Consider the following 14,537-nt stretch of genomic DNA (forward strand, 5'->3'; position numbering starts at 1 on the left):
CCCCGCCGGTGAACGCAGCTTTTTTCTTCAGTTCAGGTAAATGTTGTACCGGCTAAATGGACAGTTTACCCATCGACACTGCCCCCCGAGGGTTTATAATAAGTTAACATTTAAATTTTTTATAAACCTGAGAGGCATCATGATTGGAGAACGCTTGCTACGCGCACGCTCAGCTGCAGGTCTGTCGATGCAGGCGTTGGGTGAAGCCGCAGGGGTCAGCGCCAACATGATCAAAAAGTATGAGCACAATCAGAATATGCCCTCTTCCGGCGTTCTGCTTAAGCTTGCAAAAGCATTAAATGTGCGTAGCGAATATTTTTTCCGCCCTTATCAGGTTGAACTTAAAGGGATTGAATATCGCAAACGGGTAGCAACACCCGTTGCGCTGCTAAAACGCATTGAGGCCGATGTTATCGACCAGGCCGAACGCTGGCTTGAACTGGCTAACCTGTGGCCAACGTTTCCGGTAACCCAGTTTGTCCCCCCGCGATACGAGCTGCAATATATCAATGACTGGGATGATATTGAGACACTCGCCGGGCAACTTCGCGACAGCTGGCAGTTGGGTTCAGCACCAATTGCAGATCTGATCGATCTGCTGGAAACACGCGGTATTTTAGTGATTGTTACCGATATCGGTAAACAAACCCGCTTCGACGGTTTGCAGGCAGACGTTGCCGGCAAACCCGCTATTATCGTTTCTTCAAACTGGCCGGGCGATCGTCAACGCTTCACGCTGGCACATGAACTCGGACATCTGCTGTTGCAGGGGCGTTTGTCTGCAGATATGGATGAAGAAAAAGCCTGTAATCGTTTCGCTGCTGCCTTTTTATTGCCAGCCTGCTGCGTTCGACAGCAGACAGGCCAGTATCGCCACCAGATTGAATTTCGTGAACTTTATCTGCTCAAGCAGGAATACGGCATCAGCATGGCCGCCTGCCTGTATCGACTGCTGAGTCTGGGTATTATCAGCCCTGCCCTGCATAAAAAATTAGTCATCCATTTTGCCCGCCAGGGTTGGCGCAGCACAGAACCCGGCACCCCGTACCCACAGGAGAATACCTTCCTGTTTCAGCAACTGGTTTACCGCGCACTGGGCGAAGACATTATTGGGGAAGCTAAAGCTGCCGAATTACTGGGTCTGTCATTAAGTTCATTCCATCAGGCACGCAAGCTGGAGCCCCCCCATGAGACTATTAATCAGTGACGCCAATATCATTATTGATCTGGAGGAAGGGGGTTGCTGGACGCCTTCTTCACCCTTCCCTGGCAGATCATGACGCCGGATATCCTGTTTTACGAAGAGCTTGAGGCATTCCACCCTACACTGCTGGCGAAAGGCCTTAAACTACAGGAGTTGCTCCCGGCAACGATGGAGTTTGCCTGGCAGCTAACTCAGCGGGTTACAGGCCCAGGCCGTCATGATTGCTTTGCCCTGGCACTGGCAAAGCAGGAAAAGTGCCCTCTGCTGACCGGCGACAGGGCGCTGAGGAAAGCTGCCGAGAGTGAAAAGCTGACCGTCATGGGATCCCTCTGGGTGGTAGAGCAACTTGTCCTGCTGGGGACCATCTCACCTGCACAGGCCAGAACGGCTTACCGACGAATGAAAGATGCGGGCAGGCGACTGCCATGGGATGAAGCCTTACTGCGTCTCGAACAGATTTCAACGATCTGACATCTCTGTTATCCAAAATGAAACATTTCACCTTCCTTCCTGCATAAATAAAAAAAATAATCTGACCTGCGTCATATCCTGATGCAGCCGGCATCCCGCCATACGCCGTAACATGATAGTTTTCTCTCAGTCCCGCTTGTTGAGAATTCTGTGATGAAAAAAACTACCCTGACCGATATTGCCCGCGAAGCCGGGGTCGGCGTTGCCACCGTTGACCGGGTGCTGAACCGCCGTGCGCCGGTGCGCCCGGATACTGAACAACGGGTGGTACAGGCGGCGGTGCGGCTGGGCTATCGCTTCGATCGCGATTTCCTCAGTGAAGTCGCGGCCGTCAGCCTCAACGGCGGGCCGCTGCGCATCGGTATTCTTCTGCTCTCCCGCGACCATTCGTTTTACGACAGCCTGGCCCGTGCGCTGGAGCGGGAAGCCGCGCCGTGGCTGCAGCCGGGTACGGCGATTGAGTTTGTCTTTCACGATATCCACGATATTGAAGCAGCGGCCGCAGACATTGAGCAGATGAGCCAGCGCATTAACGTGCTGGGCCTGATCGCGCTGGATAATGCCCGCATCCGCCACGCGGTGGAGAAGGCGGCACAGAAAGGGGTGAAGGTGTTCACTATTCTGTCCGATTTGTCCCCCTGCGGCCATGCCGGCTACGTCGGGCTGGATAACCGCAAGGCGGGCCGAACCGCCGCCTGGGCGGTACAGCGTCTGAGCGGTAAACCGGGGAAAGTGGGGGTGATCATCGGCGATAACCGCTTCCTGTGCCAGGAAACCTGCGAAATCAGCTTCCGCTCCTATCTGCGTGAGCACGCCACCGGCCATATCGTGCTGGAGCCGGTCAACAGCTTCGAAAATTACGACCGCGCATATCAGATAACCCAGACGCTGATCTGTGACCATGCGGATCTGTCGGTGATCTACGCCCCCTGCGGCGGCGTGGAAGGGGTGGTGGCGGCACTGCGTGACAGCGGCAGAAAGCAGGAGATTACCCTGATCTGTCACGGCCCGCTGAAGGATGAACAGCTGGCGCTGATTGATGGCACGCTCGATATTATCATCTCAAACCGGCTGGAGGAGTTGGCAGCGGCGGTGGTGCAGGCAATGCGTGAAGCGGTGGAGGAGAACCAGCGTGGCTTTAGCTCATCACACAGCAGCTTTGAATTGATAACAAAGGAAAATTTCTAAACCGCGCGGTCGGACCACTTCCCCGCATCGGTGGGGGTCACTCCGTCGGATAAGCGGCTGAAAACACGGGAATGATAGAATATCATCATAATTTTCTATCATAATTAGTGCGATCGCCATCAAAAAACAAACATTCCATCATTGATGATAATAGAATTTTTGTTTGATACTTCCTTCAAATAATAACTGAAGGATGTACCCTGTGCCCTTAACACCACCGAAACATAATATGGCCTATGTGATGGCCATCTGCGCGGTTGCCGCTCTCGGCGGGCTGTTGTTCGGCTATGACTCTTCGGTCATTTCCGGCGCCATTGAACCTATCGCCCACCACTACCGGCTCTCCGCCGCCGAAACCGGCTGGGCGGTATCTAACGTGATCATTGGCTGCGTGATTGGCTGCCTGGTCGCCGGCAAGCTGGCTGACCGCTACGGCCGCAAGTCGATGCTGATTATCACCGCCATTCTGTTTGTGGTCTCCGTTGCCGGCACCGCGCTGGCACCGGACTTCACCACCTTTGTGGTATTCCGCATGATTGGCGGGCTGGGCATCGGCCTTGCCTCGGTGATCTCGCCGATTTATATCGCCGAAGTGGCACCGAAAGACTACCGTGGCCGGGCGATGACCATGCACATGGTGTGCTGCGTCGGTGGCCAGGTGCTGGTACTGCTGACTAACTACCTGATTGCCAAAAATGCCGACCCCGAGTGGCTGAATGCCTACGGCTGGCGCTGGATGCTGGGCGCCGCCTTTGTACCCTGCGTGCTGTTCTTCCTGTTCGTTGGGTTTATCCCCGAGTCGCCGCGCTGGAACGTGATGGTCGGCCGCAACGAGCAGGCGCTGAAAACCCTGACCCGCATTTCATCTGCCGAGCACGCCAGACGCCTGATCGGCGAGATTCAGGACTCGCTGCAGCAGAAAGCCTCGCAGCAGGTGACCAGCGAACGCGCCCGCTTTACCCGTAAGACGTCGATTTTCCTGGTGATTGGTATCGGCCTGGCGATCTTCAACCAGCTGACCGGCATTAACGTCATTCAGTACTTCGGCCCGACCCTGCTGATGAACGTCACCCACAATATGCAGGAAGCAATGTATATGACCATCTGGCTGGCGGTACTGCAGTTTGCAGGCGTGATGGCCGGCATGATGCTGATCGACAGGATGGGGCGTAAATCTCTGCTGCTGATCGGTTCGCTGGGTTCTGCCGTATGTCTGCTGATCACCTTCTGGACCTTCTACAGCGGCATGACCGGCTGGGTGTCGGTGATCGGCCTGTTCGGCTTTATGTTCCTGTTCGGCGGTACCTGGGGCCAGGTGGTATGGACGGTGATTGGCGAGATCTTCCCTACCCGCCTGCGCGGTGCCGGGATGGGCTTCTCCATCTGTGCCATGTGGGCCGGTAACTTCTTTGTCAGCCAGTCGTTCCCGATGATGAACCAGAGCCAGTATCTCAACGAGACCTTTAACGGTGCCTTCCCGCTGCTGCTGTTCGCGGTGTGTTCACTGGCCTCCTGGTGGTTCGTTAAGGCGCTGCTGCCGGAAACCAGGGGCGTCTCGCTGGAAAAAATGGAAGCGCTGATTCTGGAACTCTTCGACACCACCCAACAACAACGCAAAACTGCAACCCACTGATTTTTGAGGACGCCAACATGACCATTCATATTGCTAACGCACCCTGCAGCTGGGGCGTGGATGACCCAAAAAACCCGCACCTGCCGCCGTATGAGAAGGTGCTGAAAGAGGCCGCCCAGGCCGGTTATAAAAGCATTGAGCTGGGGCCGTGGACCTATCTGCCCACCGACCCGGCGCTGCTGACCGAAAAGCTGAACCAGTACGGCCTGACGATTGTCGCCGGTACCATCTTTGATGACCTGGTCAGCGAGTCCAACTTCCCGGCGATGGTTGAGCTGACGCACAACCTGTGCCGCAACCTGGCAAAAGTGCCGACCGCCACGCCAGCCCACGGTGCGAATATTCCGGCACCGTACCTGGTGATTATCGACTTCGGCGATGCCGATCGCGCCCGTCTGGCCGGGCAGTATGATAAAGCCGAACGCCTGTCGGACGCCGACTGGCAGCGCATGATCGGCCATATCACCGAAATCAGCCGTATTGCCAAAGAGTACGGCGTGCGCCCGGTGATCCACCCGCACGCCGGTGGCAGCATTGAGTTTGCCGACGAACTGGAAAAGCTGGTGCAGGATATCCCGCACAGCGTGGCGGGCCTGTGCCTTGATACCGGCCACCTGTATTACGCCGGCATGGATCCGATCCCGGCGCTGGCACACTACTTTGACCGCATCGACTATCTGCACTTTAAAGACGTTAACGATGCCGTGTTCCGTGACGTAATTGCCCGCGGCATCGACTTCTTTACCGCCTGCGCCGAAGGGGTGATGTGCCCGATCGGCAAAGGCGCGATCGACTATCCGGCGGTGCGCACCTTTCTGGCAGAACGCAACTACCAGGGCTGGATCACCATCGAACAGGAACGCGACCCGCGCAATGCCGATGGCAGCCTGCACGACGTGACCGAGAGCCTGCGCTACCTGAACTCTGTTGGATTTTAATTTAAGGAACACATCATGATTAACGGCATCAAACCTCTCGATCGCTCCCTGCGCTGGGGCATGGTAGGCGGCGGCGGCACCAGCCAGATCGGCTATATTCACCGTTCCGCGGCGCTGCGCGACAGCACCTTTACCCTCGTTGCCGGAGCGTTCGATATCGATGCGGCCCGTGGCCGCGCCTTCGGCGAAAGCCTCGGCGTGGACGGCGACCGCTGCTACCCGGACTACCAGACCCTGTTTCAGCAGGAAGCAGAGCGGGCGGACGGCATTGAGGCGGTCTCCATCGCCACGCCAAACAACACCCACTTCGCCATCTGCAAAGCGGCGCTGGAAGCCGGCCTGCACGTGGTCTGTGAAAAGCCGCTGTGCTTCACCACTGCCGAAGCAAAAGAGCTGGAAGCGCTGAGCAAACAGCATAATAAAGTCATCGGCGTCACCTACGGCTATGCCGGTCACCAGCTGATCCAGCAGGCGCGCAGCCTGATTGCCGAAGGCGCGCTGGGTGAGATCCGCATCGTGAATATGTCGTTCTCCCACGGCTTCCATAACGAAGCGGTGGAGCTGGCGAACCCGAGCACCCGCTGGCGCGTTGACCCGAAATTTGTCGGGCCAAGCTACGTGCTGGGCGACCTGGCGACCCATCCGCTGTTCCTGGCCGAAACCATGCTGCCGGAGCTGAAGATCAAGCGCCTGATGTGTTCACGTCAGAGCTTCGTGAAAACCCGCGCGCCGCTGGAAGATAACGCCTTCGTGCTGATGGAGTACGATAACGGCGCGGTCGGATCGCTGTGGTGTTCGGCGGTGAACTGCGGATCGATGCACGGCCAGAAGATCCGCGTGATCGGTTCAAAAGCCAGCCTGGAGTGGTGGGACGAACAGCCAAACCAGCTGCGCTATGAAATTCAGGGCGAGCCGGTACGTATTCTGGAGCGCGGTATGGGCTACCTGGCCCCGCGCGCGCTGGAAGAGGACCGCATCGGCGGCGGCCACCCGGAGGGTCTGTTTGAAGCCTGGTCTAACCTGTACCGCCGCTTCGCCATCGCCATGGACGCCACCGATCGCGGTGACACCGCGCTGCTGGCCGACTTCTGGTACCCGGACGTCCACGCCGGCGTGGCAGGCGTGCAGTGGGTTGAGCGCTGTGTTGAATCGGCTGATGCCGGGGCAACCTGGGTCGATTTCGAGTAACCCGGCGCTAAACCGACCACGATGAATACAGGCAGCAGCCCCTGCGGCTGCTGCCTGTTGCTGTCTGACTTCTGACTTCTGACTTCTGACTTCTGCATCATGCCTTCTGCCTTCTGACTTCTGCATCATGCCTTCTGCCTTCTGACTTCTGCATCATGCCTGCTGCCTGGCGGCGAGTTTTACCCGATGCGTTACCTGCCTGCAGAATACGGCCCCTGTCTGAGACAGATGCCGCAACCCCGGTCACTGCAGAGCGACACTCGCTTCCGCCGCCGTCTGCAGCGTGACAAACGGCCCGGCCAGCGTGGCGTTATGGTGGGCGATAATCTGCTCCGCGCTTAACACGCCGCTGTCGGTGGTGCTGTGGGCATCGCTGACCAGCACCACCGTAAAGCCCAGATCCGCCGCCGCCCGGCAGGTGGTATCCACGCAGTATTCCGTTTTCATCCCGACAATCACCAGCCGTTTTACGCCTGCTTCCTGCAGTTGTGCCAGCAGCGTTGTTCCGGCAAAGCAGCTCGGGCGGGTTTTGTTAAAACAGCGGTCACTCTCCGCGCGCGGCAATTCAGCCGCCAGTTGCCACAGCGCGCTGCCCTCTTCGATCGGCGAGCCGGCCGGGCCCGTATGCTGTGCAAAAAACACCGGTGCCTGCTGCTGGTGCGCGGTACGGATCAGGTAGCTAACGTTAGCCAGCAGCGTCTGTTTACTGGCGGGAAGTTGCGGGCCGTGCAGCAGGCCAGCCTGCATATCAATCACCAACAGCGCGGAACGATCGGACATGTGTGACTCCTTTAATTACCGTTAACCGGTTACCACGGAGACACACTGCGCCCCGTCGGTAGCCGGCGGGACGAGGGGGAAGTTTGCTAACTACTCAGGCACGCAAACTCGCCACACGCCGCCGAAAGCGGTGGTGGTGGTTACGGTGGTGAGGAACAGCTGAGTCGTTTGCATCAGGTTAACTTCGCGCACAACGGGATAAATCGCAAGATTTTTTTAGCACAGAATGCCACCGTCGGGCCGTGGTGAAGGAATACCGGGAAGCAAGGCTTCCGCCGGTCATAAAGGATAAATAAACCGGCACAAGCTGAAGAGGTGATAACCATCGGTCCGATCCCTGGCCGTGGTTATCGAGGGTGTATCTGCTGGTGCTTAACGAACGGCACCTGGCGGCACGTGTTTATAGGTGTCTACATAAGCCTGAAACACGCACCTGAAGAAATTTTTCATGATTGCCTATTGCCAGTAAGGTGGAAAAACGCCAAAAAATTATACATGCAGGACGTTTTTCAGGCAATTTGTTTGAAGCAGATCACACTATTCGCCCTAATTATGCTAACTGAATGGTAAACGAATGCAAAACGACATCCGATTGATTCAGATTCATCATCTTGCGAAGTGGCTGGGACAGGCTGAAGAGCGATGGGTAAGCCGGGGTAGTTTTGCAGGAGCAGGGAACGAGGAGCGATGATCGTCGGCGACTGGCACAGATCCCGCAGATCGTCCGGCAGGATTTATGCCGCCGCGCCCAGATGTTCAATCAGGATGCTGGTGCCGATGCCGATCAGCACCACGCCGCCGAAGATCTCCGCCCATTTGCCCAGCACCGGGCCGATAAAGCGCCCCAGCAGAATGCCTGCGGTCGCCATAATCATCGTTGATGCACCAATCGCCAGCGCGGTGGTGACGATATTCACCTGCAGGAAGGCGAGGCCAACGCCGACCGCCATCGCGTCGAGGCTGGTGGCAATCGCGGTGCACACCAGCAGCCAGAAGCCGTGGCGGGTCGGTGCGTGTTCCGGCTCGCAGGCTTTTTTACGCATCCCTTCCATCACCATCCGCCCGCCGAGGATCAACAGCAGGCCAAACGCCACCCAGTGGTCCCACGCCATCACGTACTGGCTGGCCGCCAGGCCGATCGCCCAGCCAATCAGCGGGGTCAGCGCCTCAATCACGCCGAAGATCAGACCGGTACGCAGGGCTTCTTTCAGGCCCGGACGATGCAGGCTGGCACCTTTGCCGAGCGCCGCCGCGAAGGCGTCCATCGACATAGCAAAAGCCAGAATCAGGGTTGCGTAGAGGTTCATTGGTTTTATCCCGGTCTGAAGCGGCACGGACCGTCTGAAGCGTTAAAAAAGGGCTTATGTTGTAAAAATAACCACAGGCCAGCTCAATTGAAGCGCATCCTAGCATGCAAGCCTGAGGAAAAAAAGACAGTAAAATCATGGATTTGAGTATAGCCTTGGCTATACTTTTTAACAGATGCTATTTTTTCTGCAAAAAAGAACGCGGAAACTCTAAAAGAATTACCGCGTTACACAGAGTGTGGGGTTTTATAACCCCGCAGGGGGTGGGGAAAAAATCGGCAAATTACGACCCGTTTTGCCCGCAGAATTTACACAGCCCGGCGTCAGGCACGCCGCCTGTGGGCGCTGTTGCAGTTACCAGACGCGGTAGACGCGGCCGGTCTCCACGCCGTCCACGCTGCGGCGATAGGCCAGCGCCACCCGGCTGGCCGGGGCGCTTTCAAAGCCGGGGAAGAACGGACCGTAGCTCGCCAGTGCTTCGGTGAGCACCGTCGGGCTGACCGCGTTAATACGCAGGCCGGGCAGTTCGTTGGCCGCCGCCAGCACAAACCCCTCAATCGCCGCGTTAACCGCGGTGGCGTTAACCCCGGTGCGGATCGGCTGCTGCGCCAGAATGCCGCTGGTCAGGGTGAAGGAGCCGCCCGGATTGACGAACTCCCTGCCGATCAGCACCAGCCGCACCTGGCCCAGCAGCTTATCCTGCAGCCCACGGTTGAACTGCTCGCTGCTCATCTCCGCCAGCGGACCAAAATGCACGCCGCCGGTGGCGGAGATCACCGCATCCACCCTGCCGGTTTGCGCAAACAGGTCGCGCACGCTCTCTTCGCAGGTCAGATCCACCTGGTAGTCGCCACGGGTGTGGCCGACGGTAATCACCTGATGGTCGCGGCCCAGTTCGTTAACGATGCCCTGCCCCACGGTGCCGGTGGCGCCAGTCACTAAAATTTTCATCTCTGTTCTCCGTTACGCGTTAAGGCCACCATTGTGGCGCAGTGCGTCCGGCGGAAAAATGCGCGATACTTTCGGGAACTCCAAACTCTGGGTTTGTAATCATGGATAAATTACGCAGTATCGAGGCTTTTATCTGCGCGGTGGAGAGCGGCAACTTTAGCGAGGCCGCCCGCCGGCTGGACATCACCGCGGTGATGGTCGGCAAGCACGTCCGCCAGCTGGAACAGGCGCTGGATGCGCGCCTGCTGCAGCGCAACACCCGCCGCCAGAGCCTGACCGAGGCCGGCGAGCGCTACTACCGGCAGTGCAAAGCCGCGCTGTTACAGCTGCGGCAGGCGGAAGAGAGCGTGGAGCAGATGAAGGGCACTCCGTCCGGCCTGCTGCGCATCAGCGCCCCGCTCAACCTCGGGGCCAGCGCGGTGGCCGGGGTAGTGGCCGCTTACCAGCGGCGCTATCCGCAGGTGAAGATTGAGCTGGATCTCAGCGATGAGTTTGTCGACCTGGTCGGCGAAGGCTTTGATTTTGCCCTGCGCGTCGGCAGGCTGAACGCCGGCGACGGGCTGGTCGCCCAGCATCTGGGCGACTATCAGATGGTGGTGTGTGCCACGCCGGACTATCTGGCGCAGCACGGTACCCCGCAGACGCCGCAGGATCTGTACCAGCACCGCTGCCTGTGCAATATGGCGTGGAACAAAAGCAACGCCTGGCAGTTTGCCGGTATTCCGTGGCCGACCGACGGCAGCTTTGTCTGCAACGACGGCCAGGCGCTGCGCCAGGCGGCGCTGGCCGGAGCCGGGCTGATCCTGCAGCCGCGTATTCTGCTGGCGGAGGATATCGCCGCCGGGCGGCTGGTGGAGCTGCTACAGCCGTGGCGACAGAGCAGCCGGCCGATCCATCTGCTGTGGCGGCAGGATCTCAGTCCGTCAGAGAAGCGCCGCAGTTTTATCAGCTGGATGCGTGAGCAGCTGCCCGCGGCGCTGGCGGTTTAATGATTGAACCCGACTGAGCTTTCACCGAAAATAGCGCCAACTGCACGGGGCCAGCGCGCCCCACCCGATGGAATAATGATGAAAAGTCCGTTTTTAACCTTTCTGATGCCGATGGCCACGCTGCTGCTCGGCTTTCTCTCCGCGCTGCTGCTGCCCGCGCCCAGCTTTGGCCTGACGCTGGCCCGCAGGCTGGTCGACACCTTCCATCTGGAGGATATCGGCCAGCTCTATACGCTGGTGTTCTGCCTGTGGTTTTTAGTGCTGGGCGCGGTGGAGTACTACGTTATCCGCTTTATTTACCTGCGCTTTATTCGGCCATAGCCCTGCGGCACCCCGCGCCAGCGGTCGGCCGCAACGCTCCCTGTCGCGGCGCGTTCTCACTGGATCAGAACCACTGGCCAAAACGGCGCATATAGAGGGTTTTCACCCCCTGAGTGAGCAGGCAGTAGCCCAGCAGCGTCGCCAGCAGCCACGGGAAGTAGCTCAGCGGCAGCGGCACCAGCCCGAAGGCGCTGCCCAGCGGGGTGAACGGTATCAGCACGCCCACCACCATCACCAGCCCGGTCATCAGCATTACCGGCAGCGCGGCGCGGCTGCGGATAAACGGAATTTTCCCGGTGCGTAGCATATGCACCACCAGCGTTTGCGACAGCAGCCCCTCGACAAACCAGCCGGAGTGGAACAGCGCCTGCGCCTCGACGCTGTTGGCGGCAAACACGTGCCACATCAGCCAGAAGGTGGTGATATCAAACACCGACGAGGTCGGCCCCATCCACAGCATAAAGCGACCGATGTTTTTCGCATCCCACTTGCGCGGCTGACGCAGAAATTCGCGGTCCATCTTGTCCCACGGCAGCGCCAGCTGCGACAGATCGTACAGCAGGTTCTGCAGCAGCAGCTGTACCGCCAGCATCGGCAGGAACGGCAGAAAAGCGCTGGCCACCAGCACCGAGAACACGTTGCCAAAGTTGGAGCTGGCGGTCATGTTCAGGTACTTAATGATATTGCCAAAGGTCTGCCGACCGACGATCGCCCCCTGCTCCAGCACCAGCAGGCTCTTCTCCAGCAGGATGATATCGGCGGACTCTTTAGCGATATCGCTGGCGCTATCGACCGAGATGCCAACATCCGCCGCGCGCAGCGCCGGCGCATCGTTAATGCCGTCACCGAGAAAGCCGACGGTGTGACCATTGTTCTGCAGCGCCTGCACCACGCGGGTTTTCTGCTGCGGGCTGAGGCGGCAGAACAGCGTGGTGTCGGCCACCCGCAGCGCCAGCCGCGCGTCGCTCAGGGTAGCGATCTCGCTGCCGCACAGCGGATCGCCCGGATCCAGCCCGACGTCCCGGCAGATTTTTCGGCTGATGGTCAGGTTGTCGCCGGTGAGGATTTTCACCGTTACGCCATTTTCCCGCAGCGCGGCCAGCGCGGCGGCGGCGCTCTCTTTCGGCGGGTCGAGGAAGGTCAGCAGCCCGCCGAGTACCAGATCGCGCTCGTCATCAAGGGTCAGCGGCCGCGCCGGTTCTGCCAGCGAACGGCTGGCGACCAGCAGCACGCGGAAGCCCTGCTGCTGGTAGCGCTCGGCCAGCAGGCGGATGCGTTGCCGCGCCGCCGCATCCAGCGGCCGCACGACATCACCATCCTGCCAGTAAGCGGCCACCGCCAGCATCTCCTCCACCGCGCCTTTGCAAATCAGCTGCTGCTGCTGCCCTTCGGCCACCAGCACCGACAGGCGACGGCGCTCAAAATCAAACGGCAGTTCGTCGATTTTTCGCCAGCGCCACAGGGAGGCCAGCGCCGGGTTGCCCTGGCCGTGCGCGAGGATCGCCCGGTCCATCAGGTTTTTCACCCCGTTCTGATGACGGCTGTTCAGCCACGCCAGCTGCAGCACCCGCGCATCGGTCTGGCCGTGCAGGTTCAGGTGCCGGTCGAGGCTAATGTTATCCTCGGTCAGGGTGCCGGTTTTATCGCTGCACAGCACGTCCATCGCGCCAAAGTTCTGGATCGCATTCAGCCGTTTCACCACCACTTTGCGTTTTGCCAGCGCGATCGCCCCCTTCGCCAGGTTGGAGCTGACGATCATCGGCAGCATTTCCGGCGTCAGCCCGACCGCCACCGCCAGCGCGAACAGCAGCGCATCGCGCCAGTCGCCGTTGCTGAAGCCATTAATCAGCAGCACCACCGGCACCATCACCAGCATAAAGCGGATCAGCAGCCAGCTGACGCTGTTCACGCCGCGGTCAAACGCCGTCTGCGGGCGCGCACCGAGCAGCGAGCTGGCCAGCTGACCAAACCAGGTGTCGCTGCCGGTGGCCACCACTACCGCCGTAGCGCTGCCGCTGGCCACCACCGTGCCCATCAGGCAGATACCGGGCAGGCTGAGCAGCGCCTGCTCGTCCAGTTCGCTGGCCGCATGCAGCCCCTGCGGGTGGCTGTCGGTGTCATATTTTTCCAGCGGCAGCGCCTCGCCGCTCAGCGCCGCCTGGCTGACAAACAGCGCGCGGGTGCTGAGCAGCCGCACGTCTGCCGGGATCAGGTCGCCCGCTGAAAACTGCACGATATCGCCGGGCACCACGTCCTGCAAAGGCACTTCAACCGCCTGAGATTCGCCGGTTTCATCGTGGCGGCGCAGCACGGTGGCGGTGGTCCGCACCAGCGACTTCAGCGCGTCTGCCGCCTTACTGGTGCGGTACTCCTGGCCGAAGCGCAGCAGCCCGCTGAGGCCGACCATCACCAGCAGGATGGTCACCCCGGTCAGCGAGGTCGGCTCTCCCTGGTGCAGCGGCAGCAGGTAGTCGGTAAAGAAGCCGATCGCCGCCAGCGCCATCAGCACCCAGATAAACGGATTATTGAAGGCCTGCAGCAGCTGGATCGCCGCCGCCGGTGCGCGATCGCGCGCGACCTGGTTAGGACCATACTGCTGCAGCCGTTCGGCGGCCTGCCGCCCGGTCAGGCCCTCGCGCTGGCTGTTGAGAGACGCCAGAGTGCGCTCGGGGCTTGCACTGGCCGCGCTGACGATCGCCAGGTCCTGGGCCATTTTTAGGTTGGCTTTATGCATTTTCATTAGCCAGCTCCTTGAATCAGATGTTTTTTTACGCGCAGGAATGGGCTCCTGCAGACGAGGATTTTTCAGCATATTCAGGGGGGAGGCGGAGCGGGCAGGCGGAACGGAACGCAGAATTACGGCATCGGTCTCCTTCCGGTATGCGCGCCCGGCCTCTCTCGTGACGGAGGTTCTTTCATCGACAGGTCCTTGCGATAAACGGGTTAACAACGCCCGCACGCCAGCGGCGTTAGCGCGGCGCGGGGGCAGCAAAAGGGGGGATGAGACAGCTCGGATTAGGAGGTGAAACAACGCCCGCCGGGTGACGGCAGGCGCACAACGGATGCAGGCCTGCCGTTAAAACATGTCGGTTACAGGGTGACTGTCCAATTGTGTGCTCCATAAAAGAAAGTGGCGAAATTCTAAGCCTGCGACGAGGGTGTTGTAAACCGCCGTGATGGTTACCTTCATCAACCTTTACTCAACGAACTACGAATTCTCCGATCCTCCCGCCGAGGTTGCCACCCACTGCGCTGGTCAGAAAAACCACCCGTTCCTCGGCCGCCGCCGCCGCGTAAATGGAGGGCAGCCGCCGTAAAAGCAGCTTAAAATCGCGATTAGCGCTGAAAAAAGCAGCAATTGTCAGCATTTATCGCTGACTGTAAACTTTTATTTGGCCGTTTTGCAGTGAATCACGCCAAAAAATGTCGCTTTAGCCCTGCCATATTCCTGCAAATATCGCGTATCGAACATTATCCTCTTTTCGCACCGTCACCCGGCCCCGTGCGGCTTTTACCCCCATTGAATGGGCGTAAGGCTGTGGGTAGTATTTTGGGTTCACTGAATAA

Annotated in this window: 12 protein-coding genes; 8 read left to right on the top strand and 4 right to left on the bottom strand. The window is 59.3% G+C overall.

Translation table 11 applies throughout. From position 1 onward, the window contains the following. Positions 1–139: 139 nt before the first annotated feature. From ASF13_RS20025 to ASF13_RS20050, 6 genes are all read left to right on the top strand, one after another. A complete protein-coding gene (locus tag ASF13_RS20025; protein ID WP_056240687.1) occupies positions 140–1,207 on the top strand; it encodes an ImmA/IrrE family metallo-endopeptidase in 1,068 nt (355 codons plus the stop codon). A gap of 33 nt (positions 1,208–1,240) precedes the next feature. Continuing rightward, entirely contained in the window at positions 1,241–1,675 is a 435-nt protein-coding gene (locus ASF13_RS20030; RefSeq protein WP_233208929.1) for a DUF3368 domain-containing protein, read from the top strand. 153 nt (positions 1,676–1,828) lie between these two features. After that, on the top strand, positions 1,829–2,863 hold the full coding sequence (locus tag ASF13_RS20035; RefSeq protein ID WP_056240690.1) for a LacI family DNA-binding transcriptional regulator: 1,035 nt from the start codon (positions 1,829–1,831) through the stop codon (positions 2,861–2,863). Positions 2,864–3,065: 202 nt separating this feature from the next. After that, entirely contained in the window at positions 3,066–4,496 is a 1,431-nt protein-coding gene (locus ASF13_RS20040; RefSeq protein WP_235515081.1) for a sugar porter family MFS transporter, read from the top strand. A 17-nt stretch (positions 4,497–4,513) separates the two neighbouring features. After that, a complete protein-coding gene (locus ASF13_RS20045) occupies positions 4,514–5,434 on the top strand; it encodes a TIM barrel protein (RefSeq protein WP_056240698.1) in 921 nt (306 codons plus the stop codon). 15 nt (positions 5,435–5,449) lie between these two features. After that, on the top strand, positions 5,450–6,622 hold the full coding sequence (locus tag ASF13_RS20050) for a Gfo/Idh/MocA family protein (RefSeq protein ID WP_056240704.1): 1,173 nt from the start codon (positions 5,450–5,452) through the stop codon (positions 6,620–6,622). Between the two features lie 243 nt (positions 6,623–6,865). Here ASF13_RS20050 and ASF13_RS20055 read toward each other — a convergent pair whose 3' ends face one another. From ASF13_RS20055 to ASF13_RS20065, 3 genes are all read right to left on the bottom strand, one after another. Beyond that, positions 6,866–7,402, bottom strand: coding sequence for a cysteine hydrolase family protein (locus ASF13_RS20055; RefSeq protein WP_056240706.1), 537 nt, complete (start codon positions 7,400–7,402; stop codon positions 6,866–6,868). A 734-nt stretch (positions 7,403–8,136) separates the two neighbouring features. After that, a complete protein-coding gene (mntP, locus tag ASF13_RS20060; protein WP_056240710.1) occupies positions 8,137–8,709 on the bottom strand; it encodes a manganese efflux pump MntP in 573 nt (190 codons plus the stop codon). A gap of 354 nt (positions 8,710–9,063) precedes the next feature. Next, a complete protein-coding gene (locus tag ASF13_RS20065) occupies positions 9,064–9,660 on the bottom strand; it encodes a short chain dehydrogenase (RefSeq protein ID WP_056240713.1) in 597 nt (198 codons plus the stop codon). 101 nt (positions 9,661–9,761) lie between these two features. Here ASF13_RS20065 and ASF13_RS20070 point away from each other — a divergent pair, with 101 nt between their 5' ends. Both ASF13_RS20070 and ASF13_RS20075 read left to right on the top strand, forming a co-directional pair. Beyond that, positions 9,762–10,649, top strand: a complete 888-nt coding sequence (locus ASF13_RS20070) for a LysR family transcriptional regulator (protein WP_056240716.1) — start codon at positions 9,762–9,764, stop codon at positions 10,647–10,649. A 78-nt stretch (positions 10,650–10,727) separates the two neighbouring features. Beyond that, the gene (locus ASF13_RS20075; protein ID WP_056240720.1) at positions 10,728–10,970 is read left to right on the top strand and encodes a DUF1158 family protein; all 243 of its coding nucleotides are present in this window, start codon (positions 10,728–10,730) and stop codon (positions 10,968–10,970) included. A gap of 64 nt (positions 10,971–11,034) precedes the next feature. Here ASF13_RS20075 and mgtA read toward each other — a convergent pair whose 3' ends face one another. Then, complete coding sequence (gene mgtA / locus ASF13_RS20080) at positions 11,035–13,782, bottom strand: magnesium-translocating P-type ATPase (RefSeq protein ID WP_072166450.1); 2,748 nt, start codon at positions 13,780–13,782, stop codon at positions 11,035–11,037. Between the last annotated feature and the right edge of the window lie 755 nt (positions 13,783–14,537).

This window comes from Erwinia sp. Leaf53 (assembly GCF_001422605.1).
GTDB lineage: Bacteria > Pseudomonadota > Gammaproteobacteria > Enterobacterales > Enterobacteriaceae > Erwinia.

Excerpts from the sequence above, each read along its gene's own strand:
- ASF13_RS20025 (WP_056240687.1), top strand. The coding sequence starts at position 140 with ATGATTGGAGAACGCTTGCTACGCGCACGCTCAGCTGCAGGTCTGTCG.
- ASF13_RS20035 (WP_056240690.1), top strand. The coding sequence starts at position 1,829 with ATGAAAAAAACTACCCTGACCGATATTGCCCGCGAAGCCGGGGTCGGC.
- ASF13_RS20045 (WP_056240698.1), top strand. The coding sequence starts at position 4,514 with ATGACCATTCATATTGCTAACGCACCCTGCAGCTGGGGCGTGGATGAC.
- ASF13_RS20050 (WP_056240704.1), top strand. The coding sequence starts at position 5,450 with ATGATTAACGGCATCAAACCTCTCGATCGCTCCCTGCGCTGGGGCATG.
- ASF13_RS20055 (WP_056240706.1), bottom strand. The coding sequence starts at position 7,402 with ATGTCCGATCGTTCCGCGCTGTTGGTGATTGATATGCAGGCTGGCCTG.
- mntP (WP_056240710.1), bottom strand. The coding sequence starts at position 8,709 with ATGAACCTCTACGCAACCCTGATTCTGGCTTTTGCTATGTCGATGGAC.
- ASF13_RS20065 (WP_056240713.1), bottom strand. The coding sequence starts at position 9,660 with ATGAAAATTTTAGTGACTGGCGCCACCGGCACCGTGGGGCAGGGCATC.
- ASF13_RS20070 (WP_056240716.1), top strand. The coding sequence starts at position 9,762 with ATGGATAAATTACGCAGTATCGAGGCTTTTATCTGCGCGGTGGAGAGC.
- ASF13_RS20075 (WP_056240720.1), top strand. The coding sequence starts at position 10,728 with ATGAAAAGTCCGTTTTTAACCTTTCTGATGCCGATGGCCACGCTGCTG.
- mgtA (WP_072166450.1), bottom strand. The coding sequence starts at position 13,782 with ATGCTGAAAAATCCTCGTCTGCAGGAGCCCATTCCTGCGCGTAAAAAA.